This window comes from Arsenophonus nasoniae DSM 15247 (assembly GCF_000429565.1).
Classification (GTDB): Bacteria; Pseudomonadota; Gammaproteobacteria; order Enterobacterales; family Enterobacteriaceae; genus Arsenophonus; species Arsenophonus nasoniae.
Map to the genome: position 1 here is coordinate 25,314 of NZ_AUCC01000031.1, position 11,978 is coordinate 37,291.

The window sequence follows — 11,978 nt, forward strand, 5'->3', positions numbered from 1 at the left end:
TCGCCCAGCCTTTCTTTTAACCCCAAATACTGCACCTCTATGGTTTCGAGCTGACGTCTGAGATGGAGATAATTTCGCTCAGCGTCAGGCGCCAATTGGGTGGGTTTTGCATCATCTAAGTTGGTGGCGGTAATATTGTCGGACTTTACACACCACTTTGACATACCACCGCTTAGTAACATTATAAAAATCGTTAGCAAACTTAGTAATTTCAGCTTTTGCATGAGTCAGTCGCTGTGTCCATATAGTAGTTAATTGATGCAGTAATTTTAGTTCTTTTAATAACTGTTCTTGAGTTCTGTCGCTTATCGAATTCATCCACCAGCCGATTATATTGATACTTAAATTGGGCATAATGGTTATATAAAAACCTGAGTAATACTGAGGCTAGTATGACGATTTATGCTATTGTTAATAACGTTTTATATCAGAAAGTGGGCAGAAAAAATATTATTTATTCAGTTGTGACAAATGATTCAAAAACTTCAGAAAACATACAAATGTCTGACTTTTTGCTTGGTGCAATTATAAATTCATAGTAAAAGAAAATATCTTCCAATAATAAAGAAGAATTAGTAAAAAAATTGCGCATAAGCTTGGATGGAATAGCTTATATCATGATACATGGCCGACGGAAAGGAAATTTAATATATAGCTTTCCATGATAAAACACTTGAGCCAAGAGATATTGAAACAAAAAATGTAAAATTATCTGTTCCACTTAACCGCTTTTTTATTACAGATAGGGCCCTTAATACTTGCATTACTTATGCTAAATGGACAACAAAGGAAATTTTGTGTTAGTGACCTTATGTGTGGTTAAAATAAAAAAAGATCTAACGATTGTCAGTATTGATTTAGGCCAGATTTAAAAAACCGATTGTCCTTTTCTTGTTACCCTGAAAAACCATTGAACTAAAGCCTCAACAGTTGTTAAACATAAAACGCTATTTTTCTATGCCTTATAAGAACAGCTAATATTTAATTAAACAAAAATTATCTGTTTAACGTAAGAAAATTATATGGGATGAGGTATGTCTATTAGCTACATCAAACGTAATGAAATGGTAAAATTAACAGGTAAAAGCAAAACGACACTATGGCGTATGTATGCAATAAGAAATGAGTTTCCAAAGCCAGAAAAAACAAAAAATGGAACATTTCTCGGTTGGCCAGAAAATATAGGCGATAAATAGGTTAGAAGTGAAAAACTAAGCTAGTAACTTGACCTGTGTTAATCATCAATTTATTTATTTTTAATGTAACTCATTGAAATAACTGGCACGCCCTACAGGATTCGAACCTGTGACCTACGGCTTAGAAGGCCACGACCACGCTTTTTCACCCTGTTTCATTCTGTTTCAAATACAAGCATCAAGTTGTTTTTAAATGGTTTTATTGCATTGCAATGTTTCATCGGGTTGCATATCATTGCATCATAACTTGACCCGTAACTTGACCTCAAAATCATGGCTAGCTCACTACTCACAGATACTAAAATTCGAGGCTTGAAACCCAAACAATCGGCTTACTATGCTTGGCAAGCCTCATCCTCTAGAGGCACTGGCCGCCTTGGTGTAAAAGTGTACCCATCGGGACGTAAAACATTCATATACCGATATTTCATTAACGGTAAAGCCTCTTTCATTACTTTAGGTGACTATCCAGCTTTATGCTTGTCTGATGCGAGCTCACGATGCAAAGAAGAAGCTCAAAAGCTACAACAGGGGCAACCAATCATAAGCCCTTATGCCAGCTTAAAAATGTTGTTTAAAAACTATATCACAGATCAACGACTACGGGGAAAACGTTCTTATGAGAAAACCAATAATCGGCTAAAACAAGTACTCGGCAGTCAACATATCAACGGTGATACACCTGCTCGTGACATTACACCCGAACATATTAAAAAAGTATTATCTGAATTTATTGAAAGAGGCGCTTTGGCTGGCGCAAATAAGGTTCGCGCTAATCTACATGCCGTTTTTAATTTTGGGTTATTTTCTGATAACGATCCGGCTAAGCTGGGAGGAAAAATACTGTACGGAATAACAAGTAATCCCGTAACAGTAGTACCCTCTCAACGCGGTGCAGATAAAGCGTTAGATCGCTTTCTATCTTGGAAAGAATTACGTATATTGTTAGAAACTATAAATGTACCCACTGAAGTATGCTCATTAAACCCTGATTATGCTCAACTGTTAATGCTTTGTATTTTTACTGGTGGGCAGCGACCTTGGGAGCTAATGACAAATACGCATGATAATTGGGATAAAAATAATAACACGCTAACAATTCCACCTCATATATCAAAAACTGGGGATTATCATGTAGTGCCTCTGTGCCCTACTGCCGTTAAGATTTTGACGGAGATGGAACAACGTTATCCGAATAATACTTTCTTATTTCCTTCTGATACCCAAGAAGGACATTTACTACCGAGTGAATACGCCAAACAATTAAGAAAATTTTGTGTGCGAGAAAAGTTCACTAAATTTACGCCCAGAGATATACGCAGAACATTTAAGACCTTAGCGGGTGAAATGGGGATCAGAGCTGAAATGCGTGATAGATTGCAGAATCATAAAATGCCTGGAGTATCTGCTCGACACTATGATCGATATGACTATCTAAAAGAAAAAAGTGAGATCATTGAGCTATGGGAGAAAAAGTTACTTAGCTTGTAATTTATCAATTTTTGTTACCCTTCCAACAGAAGTGACATAATTTTTTGAGTCGTTACATGTTGGGCTTATTACTTCGATTGGTATTTATTAACTTAGCTCGGTATACTACGCCCATGACAAAATCTTCACTATCCCAACATGACGCCGTGTTCAAAAAGTTCCTTGGCGATATCGCTGTAGCTCGGGACTTTCTTGAAGTGCATTTGCCACCCCATCTACGCGAGCGCTGCGATTTCAGTACTCTTGCAATGGAATCAGGCAGCTTTATCGAAGACGACTTGCGCACCCAGTGTTCAGATATGCTCTACTCTGTGCAGACGAATGCGGGGAAAGGTTATATCTACACAGTAGTCGAGCACCAGAGCCGCCCTGAAAAGCTAATGGCATTCAGGCTTCTACGGTACAGTGTGGCAGCCATGCAGCGGCATCTTGAACAAGGCAACGATACCTTACCGGTAGTGATCCCCGTATTGTTCTATCACGGTGCTACGTCACCTTATCCTTATAGCACGCACTTCCTAGATTGTTTTGCCGATCCAGAACTGGCAGCTACGGTGTACCAACAAGCATTCCCGCTGGTTGATATTACCACGATACCGGATGAGGAGATCCTGACGCACCGCCGAGTAGCACTCCTGCAATTGGTACAAAAGCACATCAGAACGCGCGATATGTTGGAACTTGCCGTAGAATTAGCTACTCTAATAGAAAAATGGCAGTATTCCAAAGAACAATGCAAGAGTTTATTATATTATATAGCTAAAGCAGGAAATACGATTGACGGCGAGGGATTCATACGCACCCTTGCAGAAAAAGCACCGACTTATCGGGAGGATTTTATGACGATTGCAGAACAGCTTGAAGCTAAAGGCCGCGAAAAAGGTAAGCATGAAGGCTACCAGCTAGGCCGACAGGATGCCATTCGTCAACTAGCCAAACAATTATTTGCTAATGGTGTTGATCGGCAAATTATCAAAATATCTACTGGCCTAACAGATGATGAATTAAATATACTACTAGTTTGATATAGTCCCCACCTTCAGATAACTAGCTGAAGATGGGGGTATGTTAACCAACTGTTTTTTTTGTAAATACATTCATTTCTTCTTGAGGTAAGTCTGTATTTCCCTCAATTTTGGATAAAATCTCTCTGAACTGTTCATCGTCCATAGATTCTAGTCGCAGAGCTGCCCGCTTTTTCTTATCTGGCAAATTCAAAAGTGACTGATTGTCTGGATCTAATAATTTTAGTAATAATCTAAAGCCTTCTTTAGAAAGAAGTTTTGCCAATTCTAGACGTTCCTCATCAGTCATGTTTTTTACAATGCTATTAATGACAAGTGTATTATCGTCTTCTTTTACATTATTCAAAGCATACTTTTTTTTTCTTGTTTTTGGGGATGCTTTTAGCAGATCGGATTCGCAATTTACTAATATTGGTGTGATTTGATTACTTGCATCTGTATCTTCATCGTGCAACAACCACATAGTATACTTTTTAAACATTTCTGTTTTTAATACTTTTTCCATTACCTCTGCTCTAGCTGGTTTTTGACCAGTTTCATAATTTTTCAGCGTACCTAAAGATATTCCTGTAATAGCTGAAAACCGCATTTGGGTTAAACCTTCTAATTTTCTCAGAGCTAGTAGTTTTTTTGAGTAATCACTTGACTTAGTCACCATGATACGACTATCCTTAAATTAGTCACCATAAGGTGACTTATGTATAAAACAAAAGCACGCGTATTGCGGCTAATGCACCCAACTTAAGAATACCAGAAATTGGGTTTTTAAGCGGTTAGAAGCGGTACGAAGCGGTTGGAAAGGATTAATCAGGGGGCGAAGTGAGCAACGACGACTACGAGATCAGATATCCGATAGACGCAGTGAACATAAAAAAATTTGCTGATCTGATCGGTAAAACTCCTAGTGCGGTCAAGGATATGGCTGAAGACCAAAAGTTACCTGTCATTTTCTTGAAAGATCCAACCAAACCCAACGCCAGAAGTGAACGGTGGATATATCTCCCTGAATTCAACCGCATAGTCCGAGAAGCCTACTTTAACCGTCCCGCAGAAGAACGAGACGCTTGGATTAAGTGGTTTAAGAAGTAATTGTACGAAAGGGCTGTGGCCCTCTACAGCAAGTTTTCCGGCTGTGAAAGTTCCTTAACATTTTGGTATCAGCAAAAAAAGTCTGTGAAACGGATGGCAGGGAAATTGCGCCTGTAATTTGCTGATAGCTTCGTAGGTTATTTATGCGAAGCGGAGTTGAGCCTACTTTCGTAGGGACTTTCCAGCCGGGGTACGCTGACGCTAGCGTACACAAACACCAAATAACCAATAGGTGGATTTGTAGTAAGCACCGTTTGTGCTTAGCATAAATCTTCTTGTTGAAGGATTTTTATCATGAATTCAAGGGTTAAAAGAAATTTTCTGCGAAAAACAAATTATATAGAAAAGTGTAAAAAGGAAGATGAAATCCGTTTATTCCGATTACATCTAATAAAAACACGCTCAACCGAAGAAATCATTAATCGTGTATGGGGCGAACATCATACACAAGAAAATGACGTTGTGAACCTGCTTGTTGCATTTAAAAATCAATTAGACAGACATCCCACAGATAGTGTCAACAATCGCTGTCTAACAAAAACTTATCTTTATACGGTGAAGAACCGTTATCCTCGCAGAAGGAGACGTAATGGATCTGGCAACCGAGAACAAAATTTTACGAATAATCAAAAACTTCACACAAGAGCAACTCGAGGCCTGCGATAAAGAAGGCGAACGCATTTATGAATCGTTAAGTGACGGGTATCTTGCTCACGTCTTATCAAAGCAAATCTTTATTTACGAAGATAATTATGATGAGTCTCTTCTCGCAATCCAAACTACCCCTGGTTTCAATAATGCACTCTATGACCTAGGTCAACAACTCGCCAAAATTCTTTATGCGAAGAAGTTTCAAGATTCCTATTACGAGGTACCCGCTTAATGACTGAAAAAACGCATTATAGAAAGGCGTTCGATTCACCTTATTTGAGCAGCGCTGATATCGTTGAGCCGACAGTGTTAACTATCTCTGAAGTTTTATTTGAAGCGGATAAGACCAGAAGAACAAAAGATGTTTTTAACACTGCTTATTTTAAAGAAAAGGAAATTAGACCCGGTGAGACAGTTAAGCCGATGATTCTCAATGCGACCAATAGCAAAATGGTGAAACAAATAACCGGTTCGCCATTTCTTGAAGATTGGCAAAATGTAAAAGTCATGATTTGCGTTGAACGGGTAAAAAATCGACAGGAGTATGTCGATGGATTAAGAATTTATCCTGCCATTACTCAGAAAAAAACATTAACACCTACTCAGGTTGAAATGTGGGAAAAGGCCAAACAAAGCTACATCAATAATGGGTCACTCGATAAAGTATTAGCACATGTTGAGATGTCTCAGGAAGACCAGGAACGCCTCAGGAAGGAGTGCGCTAATGCAATGGCATGATGTGCAGCAAAATACGGAAGTGTGGGATGCGCTTCGTTTAGGAAAGGTGACAGCATCGCAATTTAACTGTTTTATGGCCAACAAGGGAAAAGCTTTTGGCGAACCGGCCAAGCGATATGCGTTACAAATTGCTCTAGAAATTATTACAGGGAAAAAATCAGAATTTAGTTTCACTAATGAGCACATGTTACGCGGACATGAACAGGAGCCAATCGCCAGAAGGTTATACGAAGAAACAAATTTTGTTGATGTAACCAATGGCGGATTTTTTGATTGCGGTGATTATGGCGATAGTCCAGACGGATTAGTTGGAAATGATGGTGTTATTGAAATTAAGTCCGTTACCGCACCCGTGCATTATGCCACTTTGCAACGTGAATCTTTTGACCCAGCCTACAAATGGCAGCTTATAGGCCACCTTGATTGCACAGGAAGGGATTGGGTGGATTTTATTAGTTATTGCAGCGACTTTCCAGAAGACAAACAGCTGATTGTTTGCCGTTTGGAGAGGAGAAACTATCAAGAAGAAATCAATCAACTTCGCAAGAGGCGGAAAGATTTTCTTAATTTTATTGATGAGATAACAGGGATTCTAAAATGAAATTTGAAGAATTAAGTGAACAGTCACAAGAAGCTGCACGTGAAGTTTTAGTGTATACATTAAAAAAAGAAATAGATTCAAGAGGCGATATTGCCAGTAACAGGGCGAAGTATCTCACCCATGCTATTAGAAATAGCTTTATTGCACTGGAAGCAGAACAGCCAAAAAGAGGTTCTGGTGAAGATTGAGCATCATCAATTCCACTGAGGGGAGCAACCCATGATGAATAACATTATGTTCACTTACAATGCAGAATCAGCGTTGGCTGCGGGTAAAAGCGGATTTATTACGGAATCGGGCGCTTATGTTGTTACGATTCAGGAAGCAAAATATGTCACCAGCAGCAGCGGCGCTGAATCGATTGAATTTTCGGTTGAGGCGGATGATGGCAAAAAAGCAAACTACCTCAACGTCTACTGTAAGAAAAAAGACGGCTCGCCAAATCAATATGGTATTAACATGATCCACGCCATTATGGGCTGTGCTGACGTAGGACAATTAACGACGAAAATGATTAATGCCCATACCCATATAGCTCCAGAGCTTACTAATAAGCGTATTGGTCTTGTCTTGCAAAAAACACTAAAGACAAAAACAAACGGACAAGATACTTACAGTTTCGATATTTTCTTGCCTTTCGTGGCGCAAACTCGTCAGACATTAGAAGAGAAATTAAAAGGACTCCCTGCTCAAACAATCGATAAAAAGATTTCTACTCTACAGGATAAAGACGAACGCAAGAACGCCCCAGTAACCTACCATCAACAATATCAATCAGAATATCCAGGTGATGATGTTTTTTTTAGTGGATAAAATTTAATAGTATGAAATCTAAAGAAATTTCATGATTGCTATACCAATACCAAATAATGTAACGATAAGCCCACCAAGTTTAAAAAGCAGATCCTTGCTAACCATGCTAATGTCCTTACGGACATCTAGTATTTGTAATTCTACTTTCTCAAAACGATGCTCCATATCCTTACGAACATCGGCAATCTGAGTCTCAACTTTTTCAAAGCGATGCTCCATGTCCTTACGGACATTGGCAATCTCATGTCTAACATTAGCTATTTCATGTTGAACATCTTTTATGTCTGACTTAGTAGCAAAGTCAGAGACTTCATGCGATTGACGCACGACAAGGGTTATCGCCTTGGCTTGCTCCCTGTTTAAGCCGGAATTTTCTAGCTTTTCGACGAATTCTTGTGTGTCAAATGCAACTTGGCCCATCGTGAAATTTCTCCTTTTAGGTCAAGTGTAACCTTTTTTAATGCCAATCTGCAAAATTTTGCTAGCCCTCTAAGCATTTTGACAACATCTAGTAGATGAAGAAATCAATATGAACAAATTAATTGTAATCGAAAATACCGTCGTCCGTCAGGATGCTTTCGGACGTTACAGCCTGAATGATTTACATCGTGCGGCAGTTGCGCAAGGTAAAGCGACAGAATCGCAACGGCCATCAAATTTTTTACGAGGCGATGGAATCGCTTCATTTGTACAATCTTTAAGCAATGCTCAAAAAAGAGCTTCGGTTAATGTCATTAAAGGTGGTTCAGAATCAGGAACTTGGGCAGATGAACTTGTTGCGATTCGCTATGCTGCATGGATTGAACCAGAGTTCGAGGTTCAAGTATATGAGCAATTTCGTAATTCGGTGAAATCCAGTAACGGCGTATTAGTCGAAAAAGTTCAGGCTGGCTTGGCAATGCTGGCCTTTTACAAGCAGGAGCTACGTATAGCACCTTCGGCCATGTTGGGCGCAATGAAAAAGCTGCAATCTTCCCTCGGCATGCCAGATATTCTACCAGCCTACGCCGTAGATGCACCAGAGAGCAATGTAACAGGATCAAGTGAAGTCACACATTCACTCACTGAGCTTTTACTACTACATGGGAAACCCTATACGGCCCAATCTGGTTATCGGCGACTGCAACTGCTCGGACTTGCTGAACGTAAATCGCGGCCCAGTAGCAAGCATCCTGATAAAGAGAAGCTGTTCTGGTCACTCACTGAGAAAGGTTTGCAGTTCGGTAAGAATCTAACTGACCCGAATAATCCGCGCCAGACACAGCCACACTTCTATGACAGCCTGTTTCCGCGGCTCTTAGGCGTCATGATGAACGGAGGAATTGCAGCATAAACCCATGTACGCATTGACGAAAGAGCAAAGCATGAGTTATATTGTACTCAGCACCTTAACAAAACGGGTGCCGGGTTTGAGATCCCGATTCAACAAGCGGACATTAGCCGCTAAAAGCGGTTTTTTTGCGTTCGTTACACCAACGTTGCGCCCCTAAATTATGGTGGGACGTAGCGGGGGAGACGCAAGTCTCGCCGGGGTTCTTGTTGGCCGGTATCTCAACTCCGTTACGTCTCGCCACCCCGTTTGAGATCGGGTTGGTGAGGTTTGAAATAACTTCCAACAAGAGGCAACCGAGATGGTTACTACCCCAACCCAAACTCACCCTGAATTTATTGATACCTACTGGATTATCCCAGAATACTCAACTACCCCTTACGGCAAAGTGTCGTTTACACGCCAAGATCGCCGTATCTTCATCAGCTTGTTCAAAGACAGCCGCCTTATCTGGGCTGGTCGTAAACCTGTGCATGCAAGTATGGAGGGAAATTAATATGAGAATTGTTGATATCTCCCCTGCCCAACAGGAAAAAATAAAGCTAGAAATCACTTACGAAAGTCATAGCAGATTAATTAGAGCAAGAGAAGTCGCCGCTAACATTTACAAGTACTTTGATGCGGGTGAATGTTACAGCAAACCGAATCCCTGGCTTCCTGAAATACTCGACTATCTCTGCGCGGATATGGATTGTATTTTGCAAGAAATCGATAAGTACAGTTGAACGACAACTTATCTAACTATCTATTTTTCTTAAAATAATTAAAGGATTGTCGTTATGACTAACGTTACTTATGCTGATTTTGAAGCTCAGAAAGAAGAAAATAAAATTAATGTGTTTGAATTAGAAGAAGGCTACACCCGAATTTCAAATAATATCCTTGAAGCAATATTAACAGCAGGTTTAACACAGCATCAACTTTTAATAGTGATGGCTGTTCTTAGAAAAACTTATGGGTACAACAAAAAAATAGATTGGGTGAGTAATTGGCAATTATCGGAATTGACTGGACTATTGCCACATAAATGCTCCGCCGCTAAAAGTGCATTACTTAAAAGAAAAATTCTTATCTCATCAGGACGGTTTGTCGGAATCAATCAATGTATACAGGAGTGGCAAGGTAAAACCAACGCAGATAATGAGGTCTTGCCCGAATTTGATAACAAAAAAGACGACAACACACGTCAGATGAAATCATCCCAATTCGGGGACAGTCACTTACCTGAATCAGGTAACAACATAGAACCTTACCCAAATGAGGTAAATTTACCTCAATCAGGTAAAAAAAGTTTACCCGAATTAGGTAAGAAAAATACTTACCCGAATCCGGTAATTTACCCGAATCAGGTAAGAAAGAGTTTACCCGAATCAGGTAAACACAAAAGACAAACTACAAAAGAAAATAAAATAATAAATAAATATATATCCCCTATAGTCCCCTTAACGAAAAAATCTGAACTGGATTTGTCGAAGTTTGAGCAACTACCCAGCGAATCCGTTTGGGCGGATTATCTCCAGCATCGAAAAAACAAAAAGGCTCACCTCACCCAAACCGCCCTGAATCGACTAGCAACCGCTGTCAACGAAGCCAACGCGCTAGGATATTCCACCGATAACATACTGGCTGAATGCATGTTGCGAAACTGGCAAGGTTTTAACGTTGCCTGGTTGGAAAATAAAAAATCTTCAACCCGTCGTCGTGATGAGCTTGAGGCTGCCTGGAACGATACGAGTTGGGCTAATGGACTGGAGGGTGTTTTATGCAATGCGTTTCAACACTAACCGCTCAAATTCGTCGTCAACCGTCGTTTGCTCAACCGACTGAAAATCCGATTAATCCACAGTTCATCAAACTGTTTAATCGATTTTTTGAGCGTCTTAAAGTGATTTTTCCGGCCAGTATTTCAGTGCTAAAAACATCAGCAGAAATCGAAATATTCAAGCAACAATGGATCACTGCATTCGCTGAAAACAAAATCAATTCTGACCGTCACATCAACGCGGGGTTGCGGATTGCCAGACAACAAAAATCGCCGTTTTTACCGTCTGTCGGGCAATTTATCGACTGGTGTCAGCAAGGTTTGGCCGAGGAATACGGACTACCCACGCCTCAACAACTGAGCGAAAAATTACAAGCCTACTGCCGCCAACGAGGGCACGATGATATTCATGAATTTGACTATGGCTCGAATGCCAATTATTGGCTGGTTCATGAACTCTATCGGGCGATGATTGCTGAATCATTAAACGCAAGGCAGGTTGAAGACAGAGCAAGGCTGTTGATTGATGGCTTAACCAAAAAATTGCGTACCGGCTATGTGATACCCAAGCCACAATTGTCATTACCGCAAAAGACTTGCATGAATCCAACGAGCCAATCTGTAGCGCTGGAAAAAATCAGCGCCATCAAGGCAAAGTTCGGTTTTGGAAAAAGTCATTCTCAACAATTGCAAAAATCGGTTTGATGGATAGTATCAGAAATCAATTTTAACCACGATAAAACGCCCGTAGCGGCGTTTTCACTCTCTACAATACCTTAAACTACCACCTAATCGATAAAAGCGCTCATAGTGGCGTAAGGGTGGGATTTGTTAAATTTTCAAGAATAGTAAAATAATATGCTCAAAAAAAGCTGGTTTCGACATGAAGCCATGAGTACAAAACAAGCCAACAGGCTGGTTAAGCAATACACCCAGAAGGGCTATCATGTTGAGAAAACACTTAACAGCGATCCTGAATTATGGGATGTCGCCGTTAAACTGGTAGAAAGCGGTAATAATCACCCCACCCCACGCTGTATGATTAACAAACTCTGGAACTCTCCGTTATACAAAAATTCTACTGTGGTTTAGAAATTATGCTAATCAGTCATACACCGAAACCATTCAAAGATCGCTGGCGTACACCTATTGGCGTTTTTAAAACACTTGATGCTGAATTTAATTTCAAACTGGATGCTGCCGCCGATAAAAACAACGCGCTATGCAAAGCGTTTTTAACTGAACAGCAAGACGCACTGACATGCGACTGGAATAGCAACGG

The 11,978-nt window shown here is 40.2% G+C and carries 18 protein-coding genes and 1 pseudogene; 16 read left to right on the forward strand and 3 right to left on the reverse strand.

Translation table 11 applies throughout. The annotated features are described in order from the left end of the window. Positions 1-111: 111 nt before the first annotated feature. On the reverse strand, positions 112-318 hold the full coding sequence (locus G468_RS0108715) for a hypothetical protein (protein ID WP_135677947.1): 207 nt from the start codon (positions 316-318) through the stop codon (positions 112-114). A gap of 716 nt (positions 319-1,034) precedes the next feature. Between G468_RS0108715 and G468_RS22890 the strand changes: the two genes are divergently transcribed. The 3 genes from G468_RS22890 (at position 1,035) to G468_RS0108735 (ending at position 3,712) form a co-directional block, all read left to right on the forward strand. Further along, positions 1,035-1,196, forward strand: a complete 162-nt coding sequence (locus G468_RS22890; protein WP_026822803.1) for a hypothetical protein — start codon at positions 1,035-1,037, stop codon at positions 1,194-1,196. A gap of 273 nt (positions 1,197-1,469) precedes the next feature. Beyond that, positions 1,470-2,687 carry a tyrosine-type recombinase/integrase gene (locus tag G468_RS0108730; RefSeq protein WP_026822804.1) on the forward strand — a complete coding sequence of 406 codons (1,218 nt, stop codon included), beginning with the start codon at positions 1,470-1,472 and terminating at the stop codon, positions 2,685-2,687. Between the two features lie 113 nt (positions 2,688-2,800). Continuing rightward, complete coding sequence (locus G468_RS0108735) at positions 2,801-3,712, forward strand: Rpn family recombination-promoting nuclease/putative transposase (RefSeq protein ID WP_026822805.1); 912 nt, start codon at positions 2,801-2,803, stop codon at positions 3,710-3,712. Between the two features lie 43 nt (positions 3,713-3,755). Here the strand turns inward: G468_RS0108735 and G468_RS23750 are convergent, their stop codons facing one another. Beyond that, positions 3,756-4,370: a helix-turn-helix domain-containing protein gene (locus G468_RS23750; RefSeq protein WP_051297005.1), complete on the reverse strand. Its 615-nt coding sequence runs from the start codon at positions 4,368-4,370 to the stop codon at positions 3,756-3,758. Positions 4,371-4,531: 161 nt separating this feature from the next. Between G468_RS23750 and G468_RS0108745 the strand changes: the two genes are divergently transcribed. The 6 genes from G468_RS0108745 to G468_RS0108770 all read left to right on the forward strand — a co-directional run bounded on the left by G468_RS0108745 (position 4,532) and on the right by G468_RS0108770 (position 7,604). Then, entirely contained in the window at positions 4,532-4,801 is a 270-nt protein-coding gene (locus G468_RS0108745; RefSeq protein WP_026822806.1) for a Cox family DNA-binding protein, read from the forward strand. A 589-nt stretch (positions 4,802-5,390) separates the two neighbouring features. Then, positions 5,391-5,684, forward strand: coding sequence for a hypothetical protein (locus G468_RS0108750; RefSeq protein WP_026822807.1), 294 nt, complete (start codon positions 5,391-5,393; stop codon positions 5,682-5,684). Further along, positions 5,684-6,190 (forward strand): hypothetical protein, encoded by a 507-nt coding sequence (locus G468_RS0108755; protein ID WP_026822808.1) that lies wholly within the window; start codon positions 5,684-5,686, stop codon positions 6,188-6,190. Before G468_RS0108750 ends, G468_RS0108755 begins: the two co-directional genes overlap by 1 nt. Further along, a complete protein-coding gene (locus tag G468_RS0108760; protein WP_026822809.1) occupies positions 6,177-6,791 on the forward strand; it encodes a YqaJ viral recombinase family protein in 615 nt (204 codons plus the stop codon). The genes G468_RS0108755 and G468_RS0108760 overlap by 14 nt, the downstream gene beginning before the upstream one ends. After that, positions 6,788-6,979 carry a hypothetical protein gene (locus G468_RS0108765; RefSeq protein WP_026822810.1) on the forward strand — a complete coding sequence of 64 codons (192 nt, stop codon included), beginning with the start codon at positions 6,788-6,790 and terminating at the stop codon, positions 6,977-6,979. Before G468_RS0108760 ends, G468_RS0108765 begins: the two co-directional genes overlap by 4 nt. Before the next feature lie 46 nt (positions 6,980-7,025). Continuing rightward, entirely contained in the window at positions 7,026-7,604 is a 579-nt protein-coding gene (locus G468_RS0108770; RefSeq protein ID WP_407061989.1) for a DUF669 domain-containing protein, read from the forward strand. 18 nt (positions 7,605-7,622) lie between these two features. Here the strand turns inward: G468_RS0108770 and G468_RS0108775 are convergent, their stop codons facing one another. After that, the gene (locus G468_RS0108775) at positions 7,623-8,024 is read right to left on the reverse strand and encodes a CCDC90 family protein (protein WP_026822812.1); all 402 of its coding nucleotides are present in this window, start codon (positions 8,022-8,024) and stop codon (positions 7,623-7,625) included. A gap of 109 nt (positions 8,025-8,133) precedes the next feature. Between G468_RS0108775 and G468_RS0108780 the strand changes: the two genes are divergently transcribed. The 7 genes and pseudogenes from G468_RS0108780 to G468_RS0108810 form a co-directional block, all read left to right on the forward strand. Next, positions 8,134-8,937 carry a KilA-N domain-containing protein gene (locus G468_RS0108780; protein WP_026822813.1) on the forward strand — a complete coding sequence of 268 codons (804 nt, stop codon included), beginning with the start codon at positions 8,134-8,136 and terminating at the stop codon, positions 8,935-8,937. Between the two features lie 125 nt (positions 8,938-9,062). Beyond that, positions 9,063-9,659: a hypothetical protein gene (locus G468_RS23755; RefSeq protein WP_155846983.1), complete on the forward strand. Its 597-nt coding sequence runs from the start codon at positions 9,063-9,065 to the stop codon at positions 9,657-9,659. 54 nt (positions 9,660-9,713) lie between these two features. Continuing rightward, positions 9,714-10,335, forward strand: a pseudogene (locus G468_RS25320) (replication protein); the annotation flags it as partial. Positions 10,336-10,400: 65 nt separating this feature from the next. Next, positions 10,401-10,718 (forward strand): hypothetical protein, encoded by a 318-nt coding sequence (locus tag G468_RS25325; protein WP_420885100.1) that lies wholly within the window; start codon positions 10,401-10,403, stop codon positions 10,716-10,718. Continuing rightward, positions 10,697-11,401, forward strand: a complete 705-nt coding sequence (locus G468_RS0108800; protein WP_026822815.1) for a replication protein P — start codon at positions 10,697-10,699, stop codon at positions 11,399-11,401. Before G468_RS25325 ends, G468_RS0108800 begins: the two co-directional genes overlap by 22 nt. A gap of 153 nt (positions 11,402-11,554) precedes the next feature. After that, positions 11,555-11,788 carry a hypothetical protein gene (locus G468_RS20260; RefSeq protein ID WP_051297007.1) on the forward strand — a complete coding sequence of 78 codons (234 nt, stop codon included), beginning with the start codon at positions 11,555-11,557 and terminating at the stop codon, positions 11,786-11,788. 5 nt (positions 11,789-11,793) lie between these two features. Further along, positions 11,794-11,978: DNA N-6-adenine-methyltransferase (locus tag G468_RS0108810; RefSeq protein ID WP_026822816.1), on the forward strand; the 185-nt coding region annotated here is incomplete at its 3' end.

What these genes read in the sequence shown, in the direction of transcription:
- G468_RS0108715 (WP_135677947.1), bottom strand. Translation starts at nt 318, where the DNA reads ATGAATTCGATAAGCGACAGAACTCAAGAACAGTTATTAAAAGAACTA.
- G468_RS22890 (WP_026822803.1), top strand. Translation starts at nt 1,035, where the DNA reads ATGTCTATTAGCTACATCAAACGTAATGAAATGGTAAAATTAACAGGT.
- G468_RS0108730 (WP_026822804.1), top strand. Translation starts at nt 1,470, where the DNA reads ATGGCTAGCTCACTACTCACAGATACTAAAATTCGAGGCTTGAAACCC.
- G468_RS0108735 (WP_026822805.1), top strand. Translation starts at nt 2,801, where the DNA reads ATGACAAAATCTTCACTATCCCAACATGACGCCGTGTTCAAAAAGTTC.
- G468_RS23750 (WP_051297005.1), bottom strand. Translation starts at nt 4,370, where the DNA reads ATGGTGACTAAGTCAAGTGATTACTCAAAAAAACTACTAGCTCTGAGA.
- G468_RS0108750 (WP_026822807.1), top strand. Translation starts at nt 5,391, where the DNA reads ATGGATCTGGCAACCGAGAACAAAATTTTACGAATAATCAAAAACTTC.
- G468_RS0108755 (WP_026822808.1), top strand. Translation starts at nt 5,684, where the DNA reads ATGACTGAAAAAACGCATTATAGAAAGGCGTTCGATTCACCTTATTTG.
- G468_RS0108760 (WP_026822809.1), top strand. Translation starts at nt 6,177, where the DNA reads ATGCAATGGCATGATGTGCAGCAAAATACGGAAGTGTGGGATGCGCTT.
- G468_RS0108765 (WP_026822810.1), top strand. Translation starts at nt 6,788, where the DNA reads ATGAAATTTGAAGAATTAAGTGAACAGTCACAAGAAGCTGCACGTGAA.
- G468_RS0108770 (WP_407061989.1), top strand. Translation starts at nt 7,026, where the DNA reads ATGTTCACTTACAATGCAGAATCAGCGTTGGCTGCGGGTAAAAGCGGA.
- G468_RS0108775 (WP_026822812.1), bottom strand. Translation starts at nt 8,024, where the DNA reads ATGGGCCAAGTTGCATTTGACACACAAGAATTCGTCGAAAAGCTAGAA.
- G468_RS0108780 (WP_026822813.1), top strand. Translation starts at nt 8,134, where the DNA reads ATGAACAAATTAATTGTAATCGAAAATACCGTCGTCCGTCAGGATGCT.
- G468_RS0108800 (WP_026822815.1), top strand. Translation starts at nt 10,697, where the DNA reads ATGCAATGCGTTTCAACACTAACCGCTCAAATTCGTCGTCAACCGTCG.
- G468_RS20260 (WP_051297007.1), top strand. Translation starts at nt 11,555, where the DNA reads ATGCTCAAAAAAAGCTGGTTTCGACATGAAGCCATGAGTACAAAACAA.